Source organism: Christiangramia aestuarii (assembly GCF_009735585.1).
Lineage (GTDB): Bacteria > Bacteroidota > Bacteroidia > Flavobacteriales > Flavobacteriaceae > Christiangramia > Christiangramia aestuarii.
Window position 1 is genome coordinate 759,167 of record NZ_VJVW01000001.1, and the last position, 25,542, is coordinate 784,708.

Annotated in this window: 25 protein-coding genes; 13 read left to right on the forward strand and 12 right to left on the reverse strand. The window is 42.3% G+C overall.

The window, feature by feature from the left end; translation table 11 throughout:
• The first annotated feature begins 117 nt into the window (after positions 1-117).
• Complete coding sequence (locus FLP08_RS03430) at positions 118-882, forward strand: alpha/beta fold hydrolase (RefSeq protein WP_156274052.1); 765 nt, start codon at positions 118-120, stop codon at positions 880-882.
• Between the two features lie 10 nt (positions 883-892).
• Positions 893-1,498 carry a ribosome biogenesis GTP-binding protein YihA/YsxC gene (gene yihA, locus FLP08_RS03435; protein WP_156274054.1) on the forward strand — a complete coding sequence of 202 codons (606 nt, stop codon included), beginning with the start codon at positions 893-895 and terminating at the stop codon, positions 1,496-1,498.
• Here the strand turns inward: yihA and FLP08_RS03440 are convergent.
• The 3 genes from FLP08_RS03440 to gldB are packed head-to-tail and all read right to left on the reverse strand — an operon-like array spanning position 1,495 to position 3,161.
• Positions 1,495-1,863 carry a GTPase gene (locus FLP08_RS03440; protein ID WP_156274056.1) on the reverse strand — a complete coding sequence of 123 codons (369 nt, stop codon included), beginning with the start codon at positions 1,861-1,863 and terminating at the stop codon, positions 1,495-1,497. The two genes, yihA and FLP08_RS03440, sit on opposite strands and share 4 nt — an antisense overlap.
• Entirely contained in the window at positions 1,864-2,202 is a 339-nt protein-coding gene (gene gldC / locus FLP08_RS03445) for a gliding motility protein GldC (RefSeq protein ID WP_156274058.1), read from the reverse strand.
• Positions 2,202-3,161, reverse strand: coding sequence for a gliding motility lipoprotein GldB (gene gldB, locus FLP08_RS03450; protein WP_156274060.1), 960 nt, complete (start codon positions 3,159-3,161; stop codon positions 2,202-2,204). The genes gldC and gldB overlap by 1 nt, the downstream gene beginning before the upstream one ends.
• A gap of 106 nt (positions 3,162-3,267) precedes the next feature.
• Here gldB and nadE point away from each other — a divergent pair, with 106 nt between their 5' ends.
• Entirely contained in the window at positions 3,268-4,059 is a 792-nt protein-coding gene (nadE, locus tag FLP08_RS03455; protein WP_156274062.1) for an NAD(+) synthase, read from the forward strand.
• 115 nt (positions 4,060-4,174) lie between these two features.
• Positions 4,175-4,813: a response regulator gene (locus tag FLP08_RS03460; RefSeq protein WP_156274064.1), complete on the forward strand. Its 639-nt coding sequence runs from the start codon at positions 4,175-4,177 to the stop codon at positions 4,811-4,813.
• On the opposite strand, the gene dnaG is transcribed toward FLP08_RS03460, so the two are convergent.
• The 4 genes from dnaG to FLP08_RS03480 all read right to left on the reverse strand — a co-directional run bounded on the left by dnaG (position 4,806) and on the right by FLP08_RS03480 (position 9,334).
• Complete coding sequence (dnaG, locus tag FLP08_RS03465; RefSeq protein ID WP_156274066.1) at positions 4,806-6,764, reverse strand: DNA primase; 1,959 nt, start codon at positions 6,762-6,764, stop codon at positions 4,806-4,808. The two genes, FLP08_RS03460 and dnaG, sit on opposite strands and share 8 nt — an antisense overlap.
• A 109-nt stretch (positions 6,765-6,873) precedes the next feature.
• Positions 6,874-7,914 (reverse strand): porin family protein, encoded by a 1,041-nt coding sequence (locus tag FLP08_RS03470; protein WP_156274068.1) that lies wholly within the window; start codon positions 7,912-7,914, stop codon positions 6,874-6,876.
• 72 nt (positions 7,915-7,986) lie between these two features.
• Positions 7,987-8,784 carry a hypothetical protein gene (locus tag FLP08_RS03475; protein WP_156274070.1) on the reverse strand — a complete coding sequence of 266 codons (798 nt, stop codon included), beginning with the start codon at positions 8,782-8,784 and terminating at the stop codon, positions 7,987-7,989.
• Positions 8,771-9,334: an RNA polymerase sigma factor gene (locus FLP08_RS03480; RefSeq protein WP_341484969.1), complete on the reverse strand. Its 564-nt coding sequence runs from the start codon at positions 9,332-9,334 to the stop codon at positions 8,771-8,773. Before FLP08_RS03480 ends, FLP08_RS03475 begins: the two co-directional genes overlap by 14 nt.
• A 133-nt stretch (positions 9,335-9,467) precedes the next feature.
• Here FLP08_RS03480 and rluF point away from each other — a divergent pair, with 133 nt between their 5' ends.
• The 4 genes from rluF to FLP08_RS03500 all read left to right on the forward strand — a co-directional run bounded on the left by rluF (position 9,468) and on the right by FLP08_RS03500 (position 12,287).
• On the forward strand, positions 9,468-10,268 hold the full coding sequence (gene rluF / locus FLP08_RS03485; RefSeq protein WP_156274072.1) for a 23S rRNA pseudouridine(2604) synthase RluF: 801 nt from the start codon (positions 9,468-9,470) through the stop codon (positions 10,266-10,268).
• Positions 10,269-10,380: 112 nt separating this feature from the next.
• On the forward strand, positions 10,381-10,803 hold the full coding sequence (locus FLP08_RS03490; protein WP_156274074.1) for a VOC family protein: 423 nt from the start codon (positions 10,381-10,383) through the stop codon (positions 10,801-10,803).
• 30 nt (positions 10,804-10,833) lie between these two features.
• Entirely contained in the window at positions 10,834-11,853 is a 1,020-nt protein-coding gene (locus FLP08_RS03495) for an AI-2E family transporter (RefSeq protein WP_156274076.1), read from the forward strand.
• A 20-nt stretch (positions 11,854-11,873) separates the two neighbouring features.
• Entirely contained in the window at positions 11,874-12,287 is a 414-nt protein-coding gene (locus tag FLP08_RS03500; RefSeq protein ID WP_156274078.1) for a YkvA family protein, read from the forward strand.
• A gap of 34 nt (positions 12,288-12,321) precedes the next feature.
• Here FLP08_RS03500 and FLP08_RS03505 read toward each other — a convergent pair whose 3' ends face one another.
• The 3 genes from FLP08_RS03505 to argS form a co-directional block, all read right to left on the reverse strand.
• Complete coding sequence (locus FLP08_RS03505; RefSeq protein WP_156274080.1) at positions 12,322-13,221, reverse strand: bifunctional 5,10-methylenetetrahydrofolate dehydrogenase/5,10-methenyltetrahydrofolate cyclohydrolase; 900 nt, start codon at positions 13,219-13,221, stop codon at positions 12,322-12,324.
• Between the two features lie 67 nt (positions 13,222-13,288).
• Positions 13,289-14,617 (reverse strand): signal recognition particle protein, encoded by a 1,329-nt coding sequence (gene ffh, locus FLP08_RS03510; protein ID WP_156274082.1) that lies wholly within the window; start codon positions 14,615-14,617, stop codon positions 13,289-13,291.
• A gap of 173 nt (positions 14,618-14,790) precedes the next feature.
• The gene (gene argS / locus FLP08_RS03515; protein WP_156274084.1) at positions 14,791-16,569 is read right to left on the reverse strand and encodes an arginine--tRNA ligase; all 1,779 of its coding nucleotides are present in this window, start codon (positions 16,567-16,569) and stop codon (positions 14,791-14,793) included.
• A 111-nt stretch (positions 16,570-16,680) separates the two neighbouring features.
• Here argS and FLP08_RS03520 point away from each other — a divergent pair, with 111 nt between their 5' ends.
• Complete coding sequence (locus FLP08_RS03520; RefSeq protein WP_156274086.1) at positions 16,681-17,106, forward strand: hypothetical protein; 426 nt, start codon at positions 16,681-16,683, stop codon at positions 17,104-17,106.
• A gap of 106 nt (positions 17,107-17,212) precedes the next feature.
• Positions 17,213-17,845, forward strand: a complete 633-nt coding sequence (locus FLP08_RS03525) for a MarC family protein (protein ID WP_156274088.1) — start codon at positions 17,213-17,215, stop codon at positions 17,843-17,845.
• Here the strand turns inward: FLP08_RS03525 and FLP08_RS03530 are convergent, their stop codons facing one another.
• The gene (locus FLP08_RS03530) at positions 17,846-18,049 is read right to left on the reverse strand and encodes a hypothetical protein (RefSeq protein WP_156274090.1); all 204 of its coding nucleotides are present in this window, start codon (positions 18,047-18,049) and stop codon (positions 17,846-17,848) included.
• Positions 18,050-18,119: 70 nt separating this feature from the next.
• Here FLP08_RS03530 and FLP08_RS03535 point away from each other — a divergent pair, with 70 nt between their 5' ends.
• Positions 18,120-19,556, forward strand: coding sequence for an SDR family oxidoreductase (locus FLP08_RS03535; protein WP_156274092.1), 1,437 nt, complete (start codon positions 18,120-18,122; stop codon positions 19,554-19,556).
• Between the two features lie 33 nt (positions 19,557-19,589).
• A complete protein-coding gene (locus FLP08_RS03540) occupies positions 19,590-21,089 on the forward strand; it encodes a BCCT family transporter (protein WP_156274094.1) in 1,500 nt (499 codons plus the stop codon).
• Positions 21,090-21,114: 25 nt separating this feature from the next.
• Here the strand turns inward: FLP08_RS03540 and FLP08_RS03545 are convergent, their stop codons facing one another.
• Positions 21,115-22,605 carry a M61 family metallopeptidase gene (locus tag FLP08_RS03545; RefSeq protein WP_156274096.1) on the reverse strand — a complete coding sequence of 497 codons (1,491 nt, stop codon included), beginning with the start codon at positions 22,603-22,605 and terminating at the stop codon, positions 21,115-21,117.
• Between the two features lie 425 nt (positions 22,606-23,030).
• Between FLP08_RS03545 and FLP08_RS03550 the strand changes: the two genes are divergently transcribed.
• Positions 23,031-25,493 (forward strand): right-handed parallel beta-helix repeat-containing protein, encoded by a 2,463-nt coding sequence (locus FLP08_RS03550; RefSeq protein WP_156274098.1) that lies wholly within the window; start codon positions 23,031-23,033, stop codon positions 25,491-25,493.
• Positions 25,494-25,542 lie beyond the last annotated feature (49 nt).

Here is a 25,542-nt window from a genome sequence, read left to right on the forward strand (position 1 = left end):
GAAAACCAGTAGTTTATAAAATTTCCACTTCCCAGAAAAGCCTTTGCAGTTCTTGAAAAATGATTATACTTGTAACGAAATCGCTATATTTGCGATTGCTAACCGCAAAGGCTATCAATGAAAGATCACTTAAGGCAAGAGGGAAAATTCACATATCTTGAGAAAGGGGAAGGAACACCGATTGTTATTCTTCACGGACTTATGGGAGGCCTCAGTAATTTTGACGGTGTAACTAATTACTTTCCGGAAAATGGGTACAAGGTGCTTATCCCGGAACTTCCGCTTTATTCCATGTCACTTTTAAAAACCAGTGTAGGCACTTTTGCCAAATATCTGAAGGAATTCATAGATTTTAAAGGCTATGAAAAAGTGGTGCTTTTAGGAAATTCCCTTGGCGGGCATATCGCGCTTTTAGCGACCAAAATGTTCCCCGAATCGGTTGAAGCCCTTGTGATCACAGGAAGCTCCGGTCTTTACGAGAACGCGATGGGCGAAAGCTACCCAAGGCGTGGAGACTATGAGTTCATCAAGAAAAAGGCCGAAGCCGTTTTTTACGATCCGGAAGTAGCTACCAAGGAGATCGTGGACGAAGTTTACAATACGGTTAGCGACAGGAACAAACTGGTAAAGACCCTGGCGATCGCAAAGAGTGCCATTAGGCACAACATGGCCAAGGATCTTCCAAAAATGCAGACTCCCACCTGTATCATCTGGGGGAAGAACGATACAGTGACCCCACCAGAGGTAGCAGAGGATTTTCAACGTCTCCTGCCCGATTCAGATCTTTACTGGATAGATAAGTGCGGGCATGCAGCCATGATGGAACACCCCGAACATTTCAACCAGTTACTTCATGCCTGGCTGAAGGAACGAGAGATCTAAAAAAGCTTTTATGAAAATCAAGACGGCAGAATTTGTGGTAAGCAACTCCAAGGTTGACCTGTGCCCCAACAGCAACCTGCCCGAATATGCCTTTATTGGCAGAAGTAATGTGGGAAAGTCTTCCCTTATAAACATGCTTACCGGCAGGAAATCTCTTGCGAAAACCTCCGCGAAACCCGGAAAAACTCAATTGATCAACCACTTTTTGATCAATAAGAACTGGCACCTGGTAGATCTTCCGGGATACGGTTATGCTCAGGTTTCAAAATCTACCAAAAAGGTTTTCCAGAAGTTCATCACCGCCTATTTTGAAAAGAGAAAGCAGATGGTCTGTGCTTTTGTGCTTATAGATTCAAGACATAAGCCACAGCCTATAGACATGGAATTCATGCAATACCTGGGAGAAAACGGGATCCCTTTCTGCATCATTTTTACCAAGGCCGATAAGCTTAAGGAAAAAGCACTAAAAAAGAATCTAGAAAATTATAAGGCTGAAATGCTGGAGGTCTGGGAAGAGATGCCAGAGTATTTTGTCACTTCGGCTTCTGCAGGAATCGGGAAAGATGAAGTTCTGGATTATATAGACCAGGTGAATGAACAACTGAACGCCTCTTAATACAGCTGCATCCTGCTTTTGATCTTATCTATCAAAACCTCAAGATTGTTGATCTGCTCGAACTCATCTTTAGACATAAAAACTTCCAGGCCTTTTCCTGTTTGTGCAAGGATTACAGGAAACTCGAACTTATACCCAAATTTAGAAGCATAAGCCTTCAAAAATTCATCTTTATGCAGAAAGTCGGTTTCAATATCGAGGCTTTGGTAGAAATCGCGCCAGGCCTTTTTCTCGCCTAAAGGAGCATAGGTTAGCTCACACAATTTACAGGAATACGAAGATGGATTCACTACTTTATGCAGTGAATCCATCAGGGCATTCAGTTTGCCAGAATCGGCATTATATACAAATATAAGTTTGTTCAACTAGCTCTTTTTGATCTCGGTCTTCTCTGCGAAATAATCACAGAAATCTTTCATGGTATCACGCATTTTATCGTCCTGGGTAGCACGAAAATAGGTGTCGCTCATAGAAACCAGGGTCTGGTGAAAGAATTTTTTCATCTCGTCTACCGGCATTTCCTTGGTCCACAGATCTATTCTCAGGGTTTCCTGGTCCTTACTATCCCAAACCGAAAGCATCAAGGCTTTGGCATCTTCCTTATACACATTACCGTCCTGGGCACTCCAGGTAATATTTTCGGGTACATGGTTCTCGTCGGTTACTACCTCGATATTAATTTCAGACTTCTTGAATTCAGCCATTATTTCTTAGGTTTATAGTTCGCTTTATTAAAAATTTCTTCTGCCGGAGTATTCAGCATTTTCTTAATAGAAACATCATTCTTATCCATATAAGCTCTTATGATGTTCCAGCCAATGAACTGCCCCAGTCTTGATGGGGATTCTGCGTCCAGTTGTAAATAGAATTTCGAGAAAGGTGCAGGATACAGGAACCTGGAGTACAACTGGGAATCTGTATCGTAGAGGAGCTCATTTTCGATAAAATACCTCCAGATCTGGTCTTCGTTCGCCTGGGCCCATTCAAACTCCTTCTCTGTATAGCCCATTTTTTCAGCATCGCTTTTAAATGGGATGAACTTATCCTTTAAATACAACACTTTCCCATAGTAAAGCATATGAGATAAAAAGGTCCTTGAATCTGCCTTGGGCACATAATTACCGGCGATCTCGGCTGCGGCATCTACCGCTATCTGTTCTTTTCTGAAATTCTTTTTCAGGAAATCCTGGATCCCTATATAGAACTTATGTTCCTCGCCCAGGTAAGTATCAAGGGAAACGAAAAGGTAATCCCCGGTATAAAGTGTTTTGTTCTTATAATCCACTTCAGAAGTGATGGTGATCACGTCTGGAACATTGAAATCGGGGAAGTAATATTTCACATGCTGGAAAAGACTATGCAGCTCCCCTTCCTCTTCTGAAAATTCCGGAAACACCCTGGCAACTTCGGTTTCGATCTCCTGCTGTATGCTGTCATTAAGTTTCTGAACCCAGACACTATCCGGATACTGCTTTGGAAAGAGAAAAGGGTATTCAGACTTCAGGGCTGGCAGGCTTTCGGGGGTAGCTTCAGCAAATTCCCGATCGAACCTGATAACCTCAAATTGGACATCGATCTTTTCTATCTTGGCTTCGGTTTCAGATTGATTATCGCAGGAGAATAGACTTACAAGTAGTATTAAAAACCAGAATTTCTTCAGCATAGCTCTCTTTTCTGAAGGCTTTAACGCCTGTCCCTTTTAAAAATTGGCTTTAAGTATTAGATTTGTGTGGCAAAGGTATTACTTACAAACTTAATCACCCAATATTATGCAGATCGAAAAAGTGGCAGACCACATCATAAACTGGCTAAAAGACTATGCTACCAGGGCAAATATGAATGGTTTTGTGGTTGGAGTTAGCGGCGGGATCGATTCTGCGGTAACCTCTACCCTGTGTGCAAAAACAGGTATGCCAACGCTCTGCCTGGAAATGCCGATTCACCAGGGAAAGAACCAGGTGACCCGCGCCCGGAAACACATCAAGGAGTTGAAGCATAATTTTGCCAACGTCAGCGACCTGGAGATCAACCTCACCCCTGTCTTCGAACAGTTCAAGGATGCGATGCCACAGTCAAGGGAAACCAGTACGCTGGACCTGAGCCTTGCCAATTCCCGGGCCAGGTTAAGAATGACCACTCTTTACTACTTTGCCGGCCTGCACAAATACCTGGTGGCAGGAACTGGGAATAAAGTGGAAGATTTTGGAGTAGGCTTTTACACTAAATATGGTGATGGCGGCGTAGACCTGAGCCCGATCGCCGACCTTGTAAAAAGCGAAGTCTATGAACTTGGAAAATATTTGAACATCATTGAAGACATTATGGTGGCGCCGCCTACCGATGGATTGTTTGGCGACAGCCGCAGCGATGAAGATCAGCTAGGTGCTTCTTACGATGAACTGGAGTGGGCCATGAAAAGTATCGAAGAAGGAAAAACCTCTTTAGATTTCGATGGCAGGCAGAAAGAAGTTTTTGACATCTACTCAAGACTAAATAGGGCTAACCAGCACAAAATGAAACCGATACCGGTTTGCGAGATTCCCGTTCATCTGAAGAAATAGACATTTTATCGAATATATATAGCAGTTTTACATTTTCAAAACTCAAAGCGTTATTTTAGGTTAACGAATCCACAATCAACAAGTTAGCCCCCGGACTTGTTTATAACTTAGAATCATGTATCGAGTATTAATTGCAGATCATCACCCGATCATTTTAGAGGGTGTAAAATGCGTTCTTCAGAACAATCCGGCGCTTCAGGTAACAGGAAGAGTAGCCAGCGGGTCTCAGCTATTTAATCAGCTTGAGAAAGACGCTCCAGACGTCTTGATAATAGAATTAGATCTTCCCCAGATAAACGGGATAAATGCCATAAGAAGGATAAAACAGGAATATCCGGAAGTAAAAACGCTAATCTTTAGTTCACATCCGGAAGAAATGTATGCTCTAAGCGCTATTAAAGCCGGCGCGGCTGGATATATTTCAAAACATACAGATACCGAAACTCTGGAGAAAGCCATTTACCAGGTAGCAAGGGGCGGAATCTATTTAAATCGTAAGATCACTGAGAAGCTGAATTCAGGGGTTTCACGAGGTAAGAGTTTAATTACAAAGTTCAAAAAACTGTCAACCCGGGAAACCGAAGTTCTTAATCTGCTTTCCTCCGGTAAGCGAAATAAGGACATCGCAGAGGCTTTGAACATAAACGAGAAAACCGTAAGCACCTATAAGACCAGGCTGCTTAAGAAATTAAAAGTAGATAATGTAGCCGATCTTATCACCCAGTCCAGGCTGCTACAATTAAATACTACATAACCCTTCCCAGTCTTTCAGACAGCAGGGTTCTTAATTTATTGAAGCCCATTACTTCATTTTTAATATCTGTCCGTTCTTCTTCGGTTTCAGCCACCCTGATATTTTCCAGCAGTTCTTTAAGCTTCATATCTATAAGGTGACGCCGTAAATTTAGGATCGTCTGGCTTACGAACTGGTCTACCGTACTCTCCTTTTCTTTTACAGGAATATCATGCCGGTCCCAGCTATGCAGTTCATATTGCTCCTCAGCCATAAGAATATCTGTGATCTCGCGAGCCTGCTCTTCTTCAAGCTCATTGATGATGGTCTCTACCGCGAAATCTTCCTCGCTGTTAAGCTTATTAATCAGGACAGCATAAAGATTCTGAAAGGCCTCATTAGAAAAGGCAATCTCGTCTTCCTGCAGGTCCAGGTAGATCTTTTCGAAGACCTTGGAATTCTGAGTTTCCGGTTCCAGCATTAATTCACCGGTCTCCTCGTGTTGTTTAAGCAACAAATCTTCAAACTCCTCTTTACGGTTACCGTACATCAATAAGATCTTGATGATATTCCTCTCCAGGATATAAAGATGATCTACTTTCTCTTTGGGAGCAGTCTCCTCCTTGACCACTTCCATTTTCTGCTTCCTCGGCTTTCCGGAAGGCTGGGCATCTTTATTTGTTAGCTGAGCCAGGGTTGCATAAAGCACATCGTCGCTAATATCCATGATCCTGGAACATTCCTGGAGGTAAACCTCACGCTGAATATTATCTGGGATCTTGGCGATACTGTTCACCATATCACGAATGAGCCCGGCCTTTTTAACCGGATCGTTCTTCGCCTCATCCATTAACAGGGAGGCTTTATAGGTGATAAAGTCGTAGGAGTTATTTTCAAGAAAATCCTTCAGCTCCTCTTCTGAATTATTCTTCGCGAAGCTATCCGGATCTTCACCCTCAGGGAACGGACAAACCTTAACGTTCATCCCCTGTTCCAAGATAAGATCTATACCTCTTAAGGAAGCCCTGGTCCCGGCTGCGTCCCCATCAAAAAGCACCGTAATATTTTTAGTAAGCCTGTTGATTAGCCTTATCTGCTCTGGAGTGAGCGCAGTTCCCGAAGAAGAAACCGTATTTTCAATACCGCTCTGATGGAATTGGATCACATCTGTATAACCCTCAACCAGGTAGCAGTTATCTTCTTTCGCGATCGCCTGCTTGGCATGATAGATTCCGTAAAGAACCTTGGATTTATGGTAGATATCACTCTCGGGAGAGTTCAGGTATTTCGCAGCTTTCTTGGTATTTGAAAGTATCCTTCCTCCAAAGCCCAGTACCCGGCCAGACATGGAGTGAATAGGAAACATCACCCGTCCCTTGAACCTGTCGAATTTCTTATCTTCCTTTACTATGGTTAACCCGGTCTTCTCCAGGTATTCCAGTTTGTACCCGGCATCGAGAGCGGCTTTGGTAAAAACCTCCCAGTCGTCTGGAGAATAACCAAGGTCGAATTTCTTGATGGTCTCTGGAGTAAAACCTCGCTCCTTAAAATAACTAAGCCCGATCGCCTGGCCTTCATCGGTCTTATGCATCTTCTCCTGAAAGAACTCATTGGCGAATTCTGAAACCAGATACATGCTTTCCCGCTCGTTCGCCTGTTCCTTCTGGGCATCGCTCTGCTCGGTTTCTTCTATTTCTATACCATACTTCTTGGCCAGGTATTTAATTGCTTCAGGATAAGTGAAATGTTCATGCTCCATTAGAAAAGCGATCACATTCCCTCCTTTTCCACTACTAAAATCTTTCCAGATCTGTTTTACCGGGGAAACCATGAAACTGGGGGTTCGCTCATCGGTAAAAGGGCTTAAGCCTTTAAGGTTGGAACCCGATTTCTTCAGTTGCACAAAATCGCCGATAACCTCCTCTACACGGGCGGTTTCGAAAACATTATCTACGGTGGTTTTTGAGATCAAGAGAAATAGATTTCTTTTAGTTTCACGGAAATTAAACAAAAAAACAAGGGCTTCAAAAATATGAATTATAATTTCTGAAGCCCAGTTAAATCTAAACTATATTGGCTAATCAATCAAGATCGAAACGCAGTCCCAGGGAGATATTGTTCAGGTCTGGATTTGGATCGTCAAAGATGGGATTAAGGTCATATTTCACATATAACGAGGTACCACCCCAGCCAACATACCCACTCAAACCATAAATGAAATCGTTGGTATTATAATCGCTTTTCAGCTTTTCTTTTACCCTGTCCCCATCCATCTTGTATTTTAGTTTCTGGCGTTCCCCTATATTGAATCCGGCGTAACCACCCAGGCCAATCTTGAATTTTTTATAGGTAGAGAAGGTGGTGCCGCTTTCCCTTTCGAACCTTCTGGAAGGTCCCATTTCAAAATGCACCGGAAATACCAGGTTATCCATTCTGAACTTTGACTTATCAAAATCAAGATCGAATTCCTCCAGCCTGGTTAGATTGCCATCTTCCACAAAGTAGCGGTTATCTGTAGGTTTTAATCCATTGAACTGAAATGACACCCCATATTTGAACCTCAACCAGTTAGAATTATTAAAAACACGGGTCTTCCAGGACCAGCCGATCTCGAAAAATCTACTTCCGCCTATCTTGAAATCTGAATCGTCTAAAGATTGACCATCAGCCAGAGCGTTATTAAAACCTGCTGCGACCACAATCGTAGAGGTCGTTCTTTTATCGAGATAATAATCCCTTTTCTTTTTTTCCTCCTCTTCCTTTCCGCTTTTTATGGAAACGATAAAAGTTTTATCATCCTCAACATCTACATCCTCATTCCTGTTTAGAAGTGCGATCTTATTATCTACGATCGCCAGCCTGTTCTCAATATTGAGCGCGTGTTTTTTCGCTGCCTCTTCTTTTAGGCGGTCGGCCTCTTCAAAACTGATACTTTTCTCGTCCAGTTTTTGATTGATGGCTTCTACCTCCTCCTTTAGTTTCTCCTTTTCTTCAGTGACGATATCCTTTTTCTGTTGTTCAAGAATTTCCAGTTTGCTCTTGTTTTCCACCCTTACCACCTGGGCATTACAGAGGCTGATGTTGCATAGAAGAAGGGCTAAATAAAATGTAATAGTTTTCATAGAGATGTGTTTGTTTTGGCCTTTAGTTCTAACTAAAAGCTGATTGATAAATGACCTGGTTATTAGTGATAATTATTTGTATTCCTGGGGTGGCCCGGTACGATTAGAGACCGCAATGACCGCTTTCTGGTATCCGTCCTTAAGAACATTGAAGATTTTACTTTTAAAAGATTCGTATATTTCTTCCTCGGCTTCGGCCAGCAGCTGCTCGGGAGCTACTCCAGAAACATTATTCACGCCCCTCATTTCGCTAATCTCCCTGGCTGCCTGGGCCAGTAATGCATCCACTTCAGCCTCGGTTACCTTCTTCCCGGAAAGTTTTTGCTTTTCAGAAACTTCCGCGATCAAATCCCTCATTTTTTCTGAAAAAAGCATTTCCTGTTTATCTTTATGCTGGATATTCACCACCGCCACAGGTTGCAACTTCTTTCTGGTCTGTTTAATATCAGATGAATTCTTAGCAGCATATCCCGATTCTTTTGTATCTGAAGCAACCACCTGCTCCCTCACAACGGGCTTAGCAGATTTAATGTTTCCGGAATTTTTGCTTCTATCCTTATTATTTTCTTCTTCTGAAGCCACGTGCACCGGAGGCTCAAAACCTGTTTGATCGTTATTTTTTCTGGTCTCCTTCTCAACGGGAGATTCTACCACGGGAAGCGAATCCTGCCCCTGCTGTTTTAAAAAGAAAATACTGGCGATAAGCAAAACACCCACGGCAGCTACGGCCGGGACCCACCACCTTTGCACCGGTTTCTTTTCAGCATTATCCAGCCTGGAATTCAATTTCTCCCAGCTCTCAGCCGATGGCTTTATCTCCCTGCCATCCAGCTTTTCCTTTACATGTTCTTCAAATTTAATTGGTGCCATAGGCTGATGAATTAATCGTTCTTACCTTTTCCTGAAGCATTTTTCGTGCTTTGAACAGCTGAGATTTTGAGGTCCCTTCACTAATGTCAAGCATTTTCGCAATTTCAGAATGCTTGTAACCTTCTACCGCATACAGGACGAATACCATTTTATAACCTTCCGGCAGGGCGTCTATCAGAGCCTGTATGTCTGCTACGTCCATTTCAGATTTTATATTATTAAAAACCTCCGGGGTTTCCTGTCCGAGATCCTCATGGAATTCGAGTTTTTTATGCTGCCTTAAAAATGAAATGGATTCTCTAATCATGATCCGCCTGATCCAGCCTTCAAAACTTCCTTCTTCCTTAAAATCCTTCAGATGTGTAAAGACCTTGAAAAATCCGTTCAGCATAGCTTCTTCGGCATGATGCACATCCCGTATGTATTGCCGGCAAACGCTTAACATTTTAGGTGAATGCAGCTCATAGATCTTTTGCTGAGCTTCCCGGTTCCCCCTGGACGCCCTTTTTATCAAAGAGGATTCATTTTTAAAAAGCTGTATAACTTTCACCATATTCATAAGGCCTTCTATTTACATAGACGTAGGAAAGTTACGAAAGGTTGCCTGAGGTTTTAAAATTTTTAATTTTTTCCAGGTTTCTGCTGCCGGATCTAACTTGTATCTTTGCGGAAGAACTATTTTTATGGCAGACGAGATTAGAATAAACAAGTATTTGAGTCAGTTAGGATATTGCTCCAGAAGGGAAGCCGATAAACTTATCGACCAGGGGCGAATTACCATTAATGATAAGGTTCCGGAAATGGGCACCAAGGTGACCCCGGGTGACATCGTTAAGGTAGATGGCAAGCCTGTTTCCAAGGAAGAACTCAAGGAACCTAATGTTTATCTAGCCTTTAATAAGCCCGTCGGCATCGTTTGTACTACAGATACCAGGGTAGAAAAAGACAATATCATTGATTATATCAATTACCCAAAAAGGATCTTCCCAATTGGCAGGCTGGACAAACCAAGTGAAGGACTTATCTTTTTAACCAACGATGGTGATATCGTGAACAAGATCCTGCGAGCCCGTAACAACCACGAAAAGGAATACGTAGTGTCTGTTAACAAGCCTATCACCAACGAATTTATAAGTAAAATGTCTGCTGGTGTGCCTATTCTTGATACGATAACCCGTGAATGTGAGGTTGAAAAACTGGGAAAACACACCTTCCGGATCGTTCTTACCCAGGGACTGAACAGGCAGATACGCCGTATGTGTGAATTTTTAGGCTACGAGGTTACCTCATTAAAAAGAGTGCGTATCATGAACGTATCTCTCGACATACCTGTAGGCGAATGGCGTGATCTTACTCGGGAGGAGCTTGATACCATAAACCAGTTATTGGGAGACTCTACCAAAACCGAAGAAGGTTCGGTTCTAAAAACTCCCAACCAGCCAAGCCCTAAGAGAGGCAAAAGACCCCGGAAGCCTAAATCTTAACAGAGAATTAGCGCGGTGGCTTTAATGATTGTTGGTTCTTCTTGTTAATTTTAGGTTCTTGAAAATAAGCGTAAATGCTTATCTTTAAACGAACCTGAATTAAAATTTTAGAATGAAAGTACAACCATTCCACTTGGCCATCCCCGTTTCAGACCTTGAAAAATGTCGCAAATTCTATAAAGAGACCCTGGGTTGTGGCGAAGGTCGCAGTAGTGATCACTGGGTAGATTTCAACTTTTTTGGTCACCAGCTAGTGATACATTACCAGGACCCACAGGAAACCAAAGCATCAACCTCCAATCCTGTAGACGGAAAAGATGTACCAGTACCACATTTTGGCGTGGTGCTCCAATGGGATGTTTTTCAGGAATTCGCTAAATTGTTAAAAGGTAAAGGCATCGATTTTGTGATCGAGCCCTACATAAGGTTTGAAGGCAAACCAGGAGAACAGGCCACCATGTTCTTTAAAGATCCATGTGGGAATGCGCTTGAGTTCAAAGCCTTCAAGAATATGGACCAGCTTTTCGCCAAATAAAAACGAAGCCGTAAACCAACCAGCCAAAATATGGATAGACTTAAACCGTCCTTAGTCCGACAGTTATTCGTACTGTTGCTGCTACTTTTCTTAACGGTTTTAATTATCAGGGAAACCCTTCCATACCTCTCGGGAGTACTTGGAGCGGTCACTCTATATGTTATCCTGAAACCATGGATGAAAAAGCTTGCCCAACGCGGCTGGAAACCACCCCTGGCTGCAGCTACACTAATGGCCGGATCTTTTGTAGGAATACTTATACCCGTTGTGCTGATCGCTGCTATGCTTACTTCAAAGATCGGTAAGGCAGTTGCAAATTCTGAAAGGGTATTACAGGCTTTAAAAGAGCAACTGAACAATCTTGAAACCAGCATAGGATACAACATCAGTTCTAATATAGATACCTCTTCGGTTACGAACTGGGTCTCCTCAAACCTTCAGAATCTTGCCGGCGGTACATTTAATGCCATTATCGCCATCGGGATCATGTATTTCATGCTTTATTATATGCTTACCAACCGCCAATCCTTAAGGGAATCCATGATGACCTATATTCCGCTGGGACAGGAAAACCTGAGGATCATTGGTGACGAAAGCAATCAGCTTGTTAAATCCAACGCGCTGGGAATTCCTCTGGTAGCCTTTGTACAGGGAATTATCGCCCTTATAGGCTTCCTGATCTTTGGAGTACCAGATCCATTTTTCTGGTTCGTGATCACCGCCATAGGTTCCATGATCCCTTTTATAGGGACCGCCATTGGAATTATCCCAGCTTCCATATTGTTATTCGCCCAGGGAAGTGACTGGCAGGGCGTCGCCATTCTTATTTATGGTTTCGTGGTGGTGGGGTCTACAGACAATATCATTAGACTTTATGTCCTGGAAAGACTGGCCAGTGTACATCCGCTCATTACTCTCTTCGGGGTAATTGTCGGGGTACCTTTATTTGGGTTTATTGGCCTGATATTTGGACCTTTACTTATCTCGCTATTCCTGCTTATTCTGAAGATTTACAAGAAGGAATATGGAAATGCCGAGGAAAAATTATAAACAACTTAACTAACTTAGATATGTTCGGAAAAAAGAAAAAAGAAATAGATGAAGATTTCGTTAAGACCGAAATCACCAAGATCGACGATGACGATGTGAAGATCACCATGAGAAACCAGGAAGAGATCTCAGACAAGATCGTGAACTCCAACATGCTGAAAAAATACGCCGAACTCGGTAAGATCATGTTCGGAATGCTCAAGGATTACCGCAGGGGCGTTTATACCAAAGTTCCCTGGTTCACTATTGCCACAATCGCCTTTGCCATGCTTTATATCCTGAATCCACTGGATATAGTTCCAGATTTCGTTCCCGGGATAGGTTATATAGATGACCTGGCCGTTTTGACCTTTGGTCTAAGGTTCATTGAATCTGACATTCACAATTACCTGGACTGGAAACTTGAACATGGCGATACTACAGATATCGTATAAAAAAAAGAGGGATCAACGATCCCTCTTTTAAATTCTATCTTTGAGCCTCGATGGCTCTTTTTTTATGTCTTTCCCTGGCCAGCAAGGTATTCTTCAATAACATGGAAACCGTCATTGGCCCTACTCCTCCCGGAACCGGGGTTATATAGGAAGCTCTCTTGCTTACATTGTCGAAATCTACATCTCCTTTGATCACGTAACCTCTTTCCGCATTGTCATCTGGCACCCTGGTGATACCAACATCAATGATCACGGCATCATCCTTAATCATTTCTCCCTTAAGGAAATCTGGAATTCCCACAGCTATAATGATAATATCTGCCTGGGAAGTCACCTGGGTGATGTTCTTGGTAAATTCATGAGTCAGGGTAACCGTTGAATTCCCCGGGAAACCACTTCTTCCCATCAGAATACTCATTGGCCTTCCCACGATATAACTTCTGCCAATTACCACGGTATGTTTTCCCTTGGTAGGAATATCATAGCGCTCTAAAAGCTCCAGGATCCCGAAAGGAGTCGCTGGGATAAAGGTGGTCATATCCAGGGCCATTTTTCCAAAGTTGGTTGGATGGAACCCATCCACATCCTTATCTGGATCTACAGCATTTAGAACCTTTTGGGTATCGATCTGCGGAGGAAGAGGAAGCTGAACAATAAAACCATCGATATCATCATTCTGGTTAAGCTCCTCTATCTTGTCAAGCAGCTCAAGCTCACTGATGGTGTTAGGCAACCTGTAAAGTGAAGATTCAAAACCTACCCGCTCACAGGCCTTTACCTTGGAATTAACGTAGGTCATACTCGCGCCGTCCTTTCCCACTATAATAGCAGCCAGATGCGGTACTTTCTCACCACGTTCTTTGATTTTGGTAACCTCAGCAGCAATTTCATCCTTGATGTCGTTGCTAACCTTCTTACCGTCGAGAATTGTCATTAATTGTTGTGTGTTTGTTGTTGTGTATAGAAAATTGAAGGGTTATCTGCAAATTGAGACTGCAAACTTACTGCATCCCCTTCATCATTTGCATCATTTTTCGGCCACCGCCGCCCTGCATCATCTTCATCATTTTACCCATCTGGTTGAATTGCTTCAATAGCTGGTTCACCTCCTGAACCGAAGTTCCTGAACCTTTCGCAATTCTCTTCTTTCTGCTGGCGTTAATGATCTTTGGTTCGCTTCTCTCTTCCGGAGTCATGGAATGAATGATCGCTTCAATCCCTTTGAAAGCATCATCATCGATATCTACATCTTTCAGCATTTTCCCGGCTCCGGGGATCATTCCTAAAAGATCTTTCATAGATCCCATTTTCTTGATCTGCTGAAGCTGATTCAGGAAGTCATCGAATCCAAATTTGTTCTTGGCGATCTTTTTCTGAAGCTTTCTTGCTTCCTCTTCATCATACTGCTCCTGGGCTCTTTCCACAAGAGAGACAACATCTCCCATCCCCAGGATCCTGTCGGCCATACGAGATGGATAGAAAATATCCATGGCATCCATCTTTTCACCGGTACCGATGAACTTGATAGGCTTGTTCACCACAGATTTAATAGAGATCGCAGCACCACCACGAGTATCACCATCCAGTTTGGTAAGGATCACCCCGTCGAAATTCAGCCTCTCGTTAAAGGTTTTGGCAGTATTTACCGCATCCTGACCTGTCATGGAATCTACCACGAAAAGTGTTTCGTGTGGCTCGATTGCTTCGTGAATATTCGAAATCTCGGTCATCATCGCCTCATCAACGGCAAGACGACCCGCGGTATCGATGATCACAACATTATGTCCGTTTTCCTTGGCGTAAGCGATCGCGTCTTTAGAAATCGCCACCGGGTCCTGGTTCCCTTCATCTGAATAAACCTCAACACCAACCTGTTCTCCAACTACATGAAGCTGGTTGATCGCCGCCGGACGATATACATCACAGGCTACAAGCAGAGGTTTCTTGGTTTTTTTGTTCTTAAGGAAGTTTGCCAGTTTTCCGGAGAAAGTGGTCTTACCACTACCCTGTAGTCCCGACATTAAGATCACAGAAGGATTTCCCGAAAGATTGATGCCTTCAGCTTCACCACCCATCAATTGCGTAAGCTCATCCTTGACCAGCTTCACCATTAATTGTCCTGGCTTAAGCGTTTTAAGAACGTCCTGTCCAAGTGCCTTCTCCTTCACCGTGTTGGTAAAATCTTTGGCTATCTTGTAGTTAACATCGGCATCTACCAATGCACGTCTAACCTCTTTAAGGCTTTCAGCAACATTAATCTCTGTAATTTGTCCATGACCCTTGAGGACGTGAAAGGCATTATCTAACTTATCGCTTAAATTATCAAACATAATTTTCCTGTGATTTTATTCTATTACTGCATGGCAGCGAATTGCAAATTTAATGATTTGAAGCTGAAAGAGAAAGTTCAAAATTTAAAATTCAATTTCTCTTTAGTTCAGATGCTGAATTAAGTTCAGCATGACGAAATTCTTACTTCTTAATTCTGAATTCATTTTTCCTTTTACATTCTCTCCGGAACTTCGATTCCTAGTAAGCCAAATGCAGATTTAATAACATTGGCTACCAATTTTGATAATTGTACCCTGAAAACCTTTTCTTCTTCATCATCGATACCCAGGATCTGAACGTTTTGGTAGAAAGAGTTGAAAGATTTCACCAGTTCGTAAGTATAATTAGCGATCAGAGCCGGGGAATGGTTCTCTGCGGCCAGGCCAACGGTTTCAGGAAACAGCTGTACCTGCTTGATAAGTTCCTTTTCTTTTTCGTGGAAACTGAAACCTTTTGAAAGGTCTGCCGAAGTATCAAAATCGGCCTTTCTAAGAATAGACTGAATCCTGGCATAAGTATACTGAATAAATGGACCTGTATTCCCCTGAAAATCTACAGATTCTTCAGGGTTAAAAAGGATTCGTTTTCTAGGATCCACTTTCAGGATATAATATTTCAGGGCTCCAAGACCAATAATCCTGTAAAGTTCTTCTTTTTCAGCATCGGTATATCCGTCCAGCTTTCCAAGTTCTTCAGAAATACTTCTGGCGGTATCTGCCATTTCCCTGATAAGATCATCGGCATCTACCACGGTTCCTTCGCGGCTTTTCATTTTCCCGCTAGGCAGGTCAACCATTCCGTAGCTAAGATGGTAAAGAGCATCTGCCCAGTCGTATCCAAGCTTCTTAAGGATAAGGAAAAGCACCTTAAAGTGATACTCCTGCTCGTTCCCCACGGTATAGACCATCTGGTTGATATCGAAATCAGCAAATCTCTGGATTGCCGTCCCAATATCCTGGGTCATATAAACCGCGGTACCGTCACTTCTTAGCACAATCTTTTCATCCAGGCCTTCGTCGCTCAGGTCTATCCAAACGCTGCCGTCTTCTTTCTTGAAGAAGACCCCGTCTTCCAACCCTTTCTGAACATTATCCTTACCTAGCAAATAGGTCTCACTTTCGTAATAATTCTTATCAAAATCTACTCCCAGTGCATCATACGTCTTGTCGAAACCGTCATAAACCCATTGATTCATGGTAGACCAAAGCTTTACCACTTCTGGATCGTTCGCTTCCCACTTTCTAAGCATTTCCTGCGCCTCTACGAAAATTGGAGCCTGAGCTTTCGCTTCATCTTCAGTCTTCCCTTCTTCCTTCAGCTGAGCGATCTCCTTTTTATATTCCTGGTCGAATTTCACATAGTAATTCCCAACCAGCTTATCTCCCTTCAATCCAGTGGATTCAGGAGTTTCACCATTCCCGAATTTCTGCCAGGCCACCATAGATTTACAGATATGGATCCCCCGGTCGTTGATCACCTGAACCTTATACACCTGGTTTCCCGCGGCTTTCAAAATTTCAGAAACCGAATATCCTAAAAGGTTGTTCCTAATATGGCCCAGGTGAAGCGGTTTATTGGTATTTGGCGAAGAATATTCCACCATGATACCGCTGGCATCAGATTGCGGAAGCAGAATTCCAAAATCTTCTCTGTCCCTTACTTCATTAAAGAAATTGATATAATATTTATTGCTTATCACGATATTCAGAAATCCCTGGATTACATTATAAGCAGCAACTTCCTCTACTTCTTCCTCCAGGTATTTTCCAATATTCTCGGCCAGTTGCGCCGGATTGGTCCTTACCTGTTTCAGCATTGGGAAAACCACCAAAGTGATATCGCCTTCAAAATCCTTACGCGTAGGTTGAAATTCGATGTTTTCAGGTTCTACCTCATAATGTTTCTTGACGGCCTCTTTTACCTTTGATGCCAGAATTTGTTCAATATTCATTTTCCTATGCTTTTTAGGGAATTTCGATTAATTAAGTGCGCAAAGATAAAAAGAATTGAAGTTTCGGGAACCAGGCTTTGCCCTCAAATCCTTATATTTAGGAAAAAAGAAATGCTACTGAATATTTCCTATAATCGCCCGGCGATTTCAGACAAAATTAATAACGAAGTAGGTAAGCCCTTCACGCTCTTTGAAAGGGTAAAACTAAAGGGATCCGGCTCACCCAAATTGCATATCACCTCCAGCAGCATCGACATCTACAACCTTTTGATCCTGGATAACAATGCCAATGTTTGCAACGTGGAGATGAGGAATAAAGGAATTATCGTGATGTTCCGCTCTATCCTGGAAACCTATGCCCTGGTAATCCCCTATTATAAACTGAACCTGTACAAGGGAAAGGCTGAAGAATACAGCATTTACAAGGATCATCATTTTATAAAGGTAAAGGCCGACACCCCTGGCATTCATAAATTCTTTCAGAAGATCATCGATTATAAGAACGATAATGCCCCTACCCAAATAGAGGACCTTTAACCTTTTGGTTAAGATGTTCGATTTTTAAATACAATTCTTTAACTCAAGGTTCATTTGGCCTTAATTCACAGAATATATTCCTGACGCAACTTTGCGGAAAAAATCGATGGAATTATTCATTTATGTTTTCGCAGCGCTATTTTCTGTGATCAACCCCCTGGGCACCGTGCCTATTTTTGTGGGCCTTACCAAAGACGACTCCAGCGCAGAAAGGTCCAGAACCTCTATCCTAACCGCGGTGAACATTTTCGTGATCTTGCTTATCAGTTTCTTTACCGGAAGATACATTTTGAATTTCTTCGGAATAAGCCTCGACTCGCTTAGGATCGCCGGCGGACTAATCATCACCTCATCGGGATTTGCCCTGCTTACCGGTTCATTTTCTAAACACAAGGGAATGGACAAACCAAAAGTGAAGGAAGATGCTTTTCAAAGAGACGGGGTGTCTCTTACTCCCCTGGCCATTCCCATGCTCGCAGGACCGGGTTCGATCTCTTTTTTGATCGGGCTTTACCAGGAATATGAATCCTGGAACGATAAATTGATCGCGGTGGGAGCTATCTTCAGCGTATGCATTGCTACCCTGCTTGTTTTAAGATGTTCACCCTATATTGTAAAATTATTGGGTGCATCGGGCATAAATGCCATATCCAGGATCATAGGATTTATCGTGATCGCGATTGGAGTGGAATATATCAGCTCTTCAGTAGTAAATATCCTGAACAGCCTGTTCAATTAATTATCGTTTTCCGAAAGCAAGGCCACCTATAAGAGAAAGGAAACCAAAGGCGATCATCGCGTAAGACTGGGTATTATCACCCTGTGCTTCCACCTGCAGAGGACCGGCATCGATACTAAACTCAGGAGTAATAAGCGTATACAGGCCATAGCCAATAAGACCTACCCCAATGATAAGCAGGACGAATTTCAGCACGTTATTCATTTAATAAAGTTTTATTAATCGGGGGTGAAATTAATAATTTAATCTCTAATTTGAGTCTCAAATCCTTCAAATGCGCGTATTACTTACCGGTGCCAACGGTTATATAGGAATGAGGCTGCTTCCCCAATTACTCGAACAGGGTCATGAAGTGGTTTGCGCGGTTAGGAACAAGAACCGATTTACCTCTAATGAAGAACTCAAGGAAAAAGTTGAAGTGGTAGAACTGGACTTCCTGAAGGATTCCGCCGCACCCGAGCTTATCAAGAATATAGATATCGCCTATTACCTTATCCATTCTATGACGGCTTCCACCAAAGATTTCGACGAAAAGGAAGCCCAGGCTGCGAGAAATTTCAACCAGATGATGGCCGAAACCTCGGTAAACCAGGTAATCTACCTCAGCGGGATCATTAACGAGGATAAGCTTTCAAAACATTTGCAATCCCGAAAGGCCGTAGAAGAGATCCTGTACAAGGGAGATTTTAAACTTACGGTACTGCGGGCAGCGATCATTGTTGGATCTGGAAGTTCTTCCTTCGAAATAATACGGGACCTTTGCGAAAAGCTTCCGGTAATGGTCACCCCAAAATGGGTAAAAACAAGGTCTCAGCCCATTGCCATAAGGAATATCATTCAGTATCTCACCGGGGTTATTGGCCGCGAGGAATGCTTTAACGAATCCTTCGATGTGGGAGGGCCAGACATACTCACTTACCAGGAAATGATGGAGCAATATGCCGAGGTGCGAGGCCTGAAGATCTGGATCATAGGTGTGCCTTTCATGTCGCCGAAGTTGAGCTCCTACTGGCTTTATTTCGTCACCTCTACTTCTTACCGGCTGGCCCAGAACCTTGTAGACAGCATGTCTGTTGAAGTAATTACTAGGGACACGCGGCTGCAGGAAATTTTGAATATTGAACTAATCCCCTATAAGGAGGCAATAAGGCTGGCCTTTTACAAAATAGAACAGAACGAAGTAGTTTCCAGCTGGAAGGATTCCCTGAGCAGTGGCCGTTTTAGAAAGGAACTCAACAAGTATATACAGATCCCCAAATATGGCTGTTTACAGGACAAAAAATCGGTCAAGATCGAGGATCCTGATGAAGTGCTGGAGCGTATCTGGACGATCGGTGGGCTTAAAGGATGGTATTACGGGACCTGGCTCTGGAAAGTTAGAGGTTACCTGGACAAGCTGGCTGGCGGAGTGGGCCTTCGTCGAGGCAGGACCCATCCCAGCAAAATCAATGCCGGGGATTCACTAGACTTCTGGAGGGTTTTACTGGCAGATAAAGAAGAAAGAAGGTTACTTTTATTTGCTGAAATGAAGGTTCCCGGTGAAGCATGGCTGGAATTTAAGATAGATGAAAATGACGTCCTGCATCAAAACGCAACTTTTCGACCCAAGGGTCTTTGGGGCCGGCTTTACTGGTATTCTATGTATCCTTTCCACTATTTTATTTTTGAAGGAATGATCAACCGCATTGCGCGCGGCAACAAAAAGGATTAGCTTTAAGGTCAGGAACCAGCCAATTTAAAACTTTTGAACAGGAGCTTATTTCAGAACAAAGTCCTTTCGATCTCTGCCAGCATACTTATCCTGGGCTCTCTTTTGATCTTCTTCTTCACAGATGAATTCTATGATAGCATCGAAAGTTCTTCCTTATGGGTAAGATCACACTTCGGAAGCTTCTACCTTTGGCTGGGGCTAGGCTGCGTTTTGTTTCTTCTGGGAATCGCTTTTTCCAGATTCGGAAAAATAAGACTGGGGAATTCTCCCCCGGAATTCGACGGCTTATCCTGGATAGCCATGCTCTACTCCGCAGGCATGGGCGCCGGAATTTTATTGAGAGCAGTGCAGGAGCCGGTATTCATGTACCTGAATCCTCCTATTGAAACAGGCTCCCCGGAGGCTATCATCGCCCTGGAGTACACTTTTTATCAATGGGGATTTACCGCCTGGGCTTTCTACGGTATGTTCGCTCTGATCATTGCCTATGCCATTTTCGTACATAAAGAAAAAGTAAGCCTGGGCTCAAGTTTAAAACAGTTCAAAAGAATAAAATACCTGCCACCGGCGGTTAACATACTTACCATCCTCACCACGGTGGCCGGGCTGGTTGCTGCCATAGGACTGGGCACTACTCAGATCGAAGGAGGTCTGAGCCATCTAACTTCCCAACCTGCAGGAAGTTTACCCACCATTCTCGTACTCACTTTTATAATTTGCCTGCTCGCCTTTATTTCTGCCTGGGCAGGAGTGGACAAGGGGATAAAACGAATTTCTAACTGGAATATCTACATTACTCTCATTGTCCTCATTTTTGTTCTTTTTCAAGGAAACAGCATTAAAATGCTAAGCAGATTTGCCGGATCTTTTTACGAATACCTGATCGATTTTATTCCCTTAAGCCTGGCTCTTGGCAATTATGATCCAGGAACCGATTTTCTCACCAACTGGACCTATTATTACTGGGCGTTCTGGTTGGCCTGGGCTCCCTTTACCGGGGTCTTTATCGCCAGAATCTCCCGTGGCAGATCTATCAGAGAAATGATCCTGGGTGTTTTGCTTATTCCTTCCATAGGAAGTTTTTTCTGGTTCAGTGTGTTTGGATCTGCCGCTTTCGAAATGCTTAATGCCTCTGCTTCGAGTCAAAATTCTTTCGACAATGTGTTCACCTCCATATTCCTGTTCTTCGAAAATCTTCCGTTCTCCAATATTTTAAACATAGTGACCATCCTGCTTTTAATAAGTTTCCTGGTGACCTCGGTAGATTCAGCCATTTTCGTACTGAGTATGTTCACAGACAAAGGAAAAGAAGAGCCAGGAAAAAGATACCGACTTCTCTGGGCGGGACTACTCCTGCTTTTTTGCGAAGCGATCGTAGTCCTGGGAAGTGTAAAACCAAACAGTAATGTCCTTACCGCCATGCAGAAATTCCTCATCATAAGTTCGCTCCCGTTCGCTTTGCTAACCCTTTTTATGATGTTCTTTTTCCTGGTTCAGCTTTTTAAAGATTCAGGAAACTCAAAGATGGGATGATCTTTCGCTACCAAACAAAGATTAATTACCTTTTATCCCCCATCATTCCAGCCCAGATCTCTTTTTGCAATTCAGTCTTTTCCGGTAAGGGTTCAATATGAAGTGCCTCCTCATTTTCTTCCACCTTCGCGCCGGCATGTTTTAAATACGGTTCAAGTTTGATCACCCCGGCACCATCGAGGTAACTATTGAAAAATTCTTTAAAATCCTTAAATCCATATTCCGAAATTTTAGCAATAAGGATGGGATTGTCCACATTTTCATTTTTCCCGGCATATTCAAGATATAAGTACCTCATAAGGTCGTCAAGGCTTTTTTCATTATCTGAATTATACCTGATCTCCATATCTGAGGCGATCCCCGCGAATAAACCACCGCCATAGATAAGGCCCCAGTGCTTATCTTTGGAAAATTCATCGGCTGAATTCACCGGCGACATTTCTCCCAGGCCGGGATCATTGATATATCGCTTATAAAATAGATTATTGAGAATGGCGAAATAAGCCTCATCATTAATAAAACCAACCTGTTTAAGTCCCTTTAAAGTATAATAATTTGAGAATCCTTCCTTGAACCAGTCAGATTTGGTGCCTTCAAACTGAATGCTTTTCCCGTTCCAGAGATGAAAAAATTCATGGGCAAAAATAAACCAGCCGATCATTTGAGATTGAGGCTCACCATCGGGATCCATGAACATACTTATGTGATTACCTATCACCTCTCCGTCTATATTCTCATTTTCGGTTATGATCACCATACACTGGTCCAGGTTTTCCCCCGAAGGTGAGACAGGAATTCCACCCATAAGTTCAATATAATAATCCAGTAGCTGATTGGCCATCTTAATAATTCTGTCCTTTTCCCTGATCAAAGCCTCGCCTCCCAGGACGAATTTCAGCTTGAAGGATTCCCTATTCATAATGATCTCTTCATGAGTTCCGGCAAACAGAAAAGACTCCTGTAAACTTTCCTGATCTGGAACCAGGAAGCTGTTTTCAATGGTTCCAGCTTTTTTCCAGGGAGTGCTAATAATTTGCTCCTGTGGCAGCTTTACCTCAACCAAAATATCTTTCTTTTTTTCTCCGTTCATTATAAATAGAGACCTACCAGAAGTCATGATACCATAATCCCTGGAGTAAGCAATTCCATCTATTCCACCCGACCATTCTTCCTGCTCATGATTCACATGGAGTTCATAATTAAGGTGTATGAGAGCCTCAGGTTCAAAGTTCTGGACTATCCATTTCATAGAATCCTTAAACTTTAAGGGAAGCTCTCTACCTTCGGGATTGAAGGCCTGGATTGATTTTACGTATTTTGGAAGTTGCTTTGCTTTCTCTCCATAACCGCCCATATAAAGGATGGAATCCTGCAAATAAATGGTTGCCTCTACCGAAATAACATCTTTTTTTGCGGAAGAATAGGATAATTTATAAGCATCTGTTTGCTGGGCAAAAACAGGTAAAGCAATTAAAGCGAAAAATAAATAAAGAAAACTTTGTTTGTGATGTAACATAATGATGGTTTTTGATTGATATCCACTATTAAAGATACAACCAACCGGTAATTGTTACACAAAGCATAAAAATAGTTAATTAATTAAATAGCTACTCCGGAGTAATAAACGAGGCTTAAACCTACTTTTCAAGATTTTTTTAAAGATCAAAATAAGTCATAACACTTTGTATTACAGGTATTACCATTTTCTAAAACCCATTAATAATCTGATTTTTCAAAAATTTCCGCGTTTTGGGAATTATTTAACTAGCTTTAAATTTATTTCCTAACTTACTCACATACAATATGTTAAATTTAATGCATTTCATCGAATATTTTTGTATTTAATCGATTAAATGGATTTATTTGTCCTATCCGAAATACCCGAATCTAAACTAATAATATTAACCGGCCCAGGTGTCGTTCTAAAATCCCTAAACCTACATGAACTTTACCTACTACCTCAAAGCTATTCCTTCGGGAAGACTTGCCCTTAATCTTATAGCTATATTTTTCTCACTGGTTTTAACTGCATGTTCGGCAGAGGAAATAAGTCTGGAACTGGAAGAGGAGACTATAGAAGAAAACGATTTAACGCAGGAAGATAAACTCTCCACAACAACTTATAAGGGTATTTTTGCTACAAAAAGCGCTTCCACAAGAGGTGAATTCTTATTAAAGATACCTGGAGGAGTTAAGAATCTAAAAAACATCAATCAAGAATCAATAGGAAAATTGAGCATTACCAGTGGTGAAAGCTTCATTGCTGAAGTTGCCGAAGTGAGGCAGGCCGAAAAAACTTCAGATGTAATGGTTCAATTTGACTCCGAGGATTTCAGCTTTAAGTTTACCGTAGATGAAAATAATAACCCTTTACTTTCAGATGTAGTTTTCAAGAAGCAGGAGGGTTCTATTATCGCTTCAGAACAAACCGCCAACAATACAGTGACTCCGGTAACAGGCACTTATAAGTGTACGAATTGCCAGGACCAGGATTCTCCATTAAATGGTATCGAACTGAACAACCAGGAAAGAACTTTTAACATGCTTCTTACTACCATGGATGGCACGACCAGTATCGATATACAGGCGCTGGTTTTAAGCTTGCAAGAAACAGAATTGATCTCCCAGAGATCATGTACATCCAACTCAAATTATACCTTCTGTGTATATGGTAGTGGTTTAAATGGCACCAACGAAGATCTTGAATGGTCTGGAGTGCATCGGTATACCAGTGCCGAGAGTGGGAACACCTGTGCTACTCTTGCTGGAAACTTCACATTAAATTATCAGGATTTTGGCAAGATTGCGGGAGAGTTCAAAAGTGATTCTACATGCCCAGATAACACCTATTTTATAAGTAACACTGGAAACGACAATAATACCGGTTTATCTCCCGAAGATGCCTGGAATAGCATTGCCAATTTAAATGAGATAGACCTTCAACCCGGAGATCAGATTCTTTTTAAAGGAGGAGAAGAGTTTTCTGGGAACCTTTATCTTGATTCCAATGATGCGAACAATAGTGCAAATCCTGTGCTAATCTCCTCTTATGGTTCAGGCACTGCTACCATTAACGCAGGCGATGATTTCGGAATCTATGCCTACAATACATCAGGTGTTAAAATAGACAAGCTCATAATAAAAGGAAGCGGCATGAACCTCAACACCAATTCTGGCATCATGTTCTATAACGACCTTGACGGAGATATTAAGCTAGACCTAATCGAGATTACCAATACAGAGGTTTATGGTTTCAAGGATTATGGTATTGTGATTGGAGCCTATAACCGGAATTCCGGTTACTCTAATGTACTCATTGAAAACAACCGTGTTCATGACTGCCTGGATACCGGTATTGCTTCCTACGGACATTTTTCGTCAAGTAAAACAGGTTATGCACATTCAAATATAATAGTTCGAAACTGCGAGGTTTTCAACATTAAAGGATACGACAGAAACAAGCACTCCGGCAATGGAATAGTATTAGCCGATGTCCAGAATTCTGTTATTGAACATTCAACGGTTTACGATTGCGGAAGTGGAAACACGAACTGCGGTGGCCCCGTTGGTATCTGGTACTGGGATGCAGACCAGGTAACCATCCAGTATTCTGAAGTTTACAATATGAGCTCAGGATCGGGTTGTGACGGGGGCGGATTTGATTTTGACGGAGGCGTGACCAATGGTGTTATGCAGTACAATTACTCGCACGATAATGATGGTGCTGGTTTTATGGCAGGTCAGTTTGGAGGTGCCAGGCCTATGAAGAATATTACCATTAGGTATAATATTAGTCAGAACGATGCGGCGACAAATGGTGGGAGCGTTTACCTATTTAATGGAAACAATAATTCCATGAGCGATATTTATGTTTATAATAACACGCTCTACCTAAGCGAACAGACCAGCAACAGGGCTTCAGCGAACATAAGGTATATTTACTGGAAGCCTGTAAGAGAGAATATCAATTTTTTCAATAACATACTTTATGCGGCTAACGGAGCTGATCTTATAAGCATACCTGAAGGATATGACGGTTACTTTGCCGGAAACCTTTATTATTCAGATTCAGATTTCAGCATTAATTATAAAGGCAATATTTATAATTCTTTGGAAAGTTTCAGAAACACGGGGAACGAGATCTACAATGGCGCTAGTTCCGGCACTGAAGCCAACCCGCTACTGAAAAATCCTGGGAAAGGAGGAATTATAGGCTATGGAAATAAAGTCTCGAACCTCGATGCCTATTTAATTCAGTCTTCTTCACCAGCGATTAACACTGGAATTGAAATCACCGAGCCAGGCAGCAGGGATTTTTACGGAAACGTGCTTTCAGGCTTTTCTAACGATATTGGAGCTCATCAGGTAGATGTTACCAAAAGCCAGGAAGTAGCAATGAAATAGATAGTTGGAATGAATTATTAAAAAAGGCGATTCAAACGAATCGCCTTTT

Coding starts and splice junctions, on each gene's coding strand:
- FLP08_RS03430 (WP_156274052.1), top strand. CDS start 118: ATGAAAGATCACTTAAGGCAAGAGGGAAAATTCACATATCTTGAGAAA.
- yihA (WP_156274054.1), top strand. CDS start 893: ATGAAAATCAAGACGGCAGAATTTGTGGTAAGCAACTCCAAGGTTGAC.
- gldC (WP_156274058.1), bottom strand. CDS start 2,202: ATGGCTGAATTCAAGAAGTCTGAAATTAATATCGAGGTAGTAACCGAC.
- gldB (WP_156274060.1), bottom strand. CDS start 3,161: ATGCTGAAGAAATTCTGGTTTTTAATACTACTTGTAAGTCTATTCTCC.
- nadE (WP_156274062.1), top strand. CDS start 3,268: ATGCAGATCGAAAAAGTGGCAGACCACATCATAAACTGGCTAAAAGAC.
- FLP08_RS03460 (WP_156274064.1), top strand. CDS start 4,175: ATGTATCGAGTATTAATTGCAGATCATCACCCGATCATTTTAGAGGGT.
- FLP08_RS03470 (WP_156274068.1), bottom strand. CDS start 7,914: ATGAAAACTATTACATTTTATTTAGCCCTTCTTCTATGCAACATCAGC.
- FLP08_RS03475 (WP_156274070.1), bottom strand. CDS start 8,784: ATGGCACCAATTAAATTTGAAGAACATGTAAAGGAAAAGCTGGATGGC.
- rluF (WP_156274072.1), top strand. CDS start 9,468: ATGGCAGACGAGATTAGAATAAACAAGTATTTGAGTCAGTTAGGATAT.
- FLP08_RS03490 (WP_156274074.1), top strand. CDS start 10,381: ATGAAAGTACAACCATTCCACTTGGCCATCCCCGTTTCAGACCTTGAA.
- FLP08_RS03495 (WP_156274076.1), top strand. CDS start 10,834: ATGGATAGACTTAAACCGTCCTTAGTCCGACAGTTATTCGTACTGTTG.
- FLP08_RS03500 (WP_156274078.1), top strand. CDS start 11,874: ATGTTCGGAAAAAAGAAAAAAGAAATAGATGAAGATTTCGTTAAGACC.
- FLP08_RS03505 (WP_156274080.1), bottom strand. CDS start 13,221: ATGACAATTCTCGACGGTAAGAAGGTTAGCAACGACATCAAGGATGAA.
- ffh (WP_156274082.1), bottom strand. CDS start 14,617: ATGTTTGATAATTTAAGCGATAAGTTAGATAATGCCTTTCACGTCCTC.
- argS (WP_156274084.1), bottom strand. CDS start 16,569: ATGAATATTGAACAAATTCTGGCATCAAAGGTAAAAGAGGCCGTCAAG.
- FLP08_RS03520 (WP_156274086.1), top strand. CDS start 16,681: ATGCTACTGAATATTTCCTATAATCGCCCGGCGATTTCAGACAAAATT.
- FLP08_RS03525 (WP_156274088.1), top strand. CDS start 17,213: ATGGAATTATTCATTTATGTTTTCGCAGCGCTATTTTCTGTGATCAAC.
- FLP08_RS03530 (WP_156274090.1), bottom strand. CDS start 18,049: ATGAATAACGTGCTGAAATTCGTCCTGCTTATCATTGGGGTAGGTCTT.
- FLP08_RS03535 (WP_156274092.1), top strand. CDS start 18,120: ATGCGCGTATTACTTACCGGTGCCAACGGTTATATAGGAATGAGGCTG.
- FLP08_RS03545 (WP_156274096.1), bottom strand. CDS start 22,605: ATGTTACATCACAAACAAAGTTTTCTTTATTTATTTTTCGCTTTAATT.
- FLP08_RS03550 (WP_156274098.1), top strand. CDS start 23,031: ATGAACTTTACCTACTACCTCAAAGCTATTCCTTCGGGAAGACTTGCC.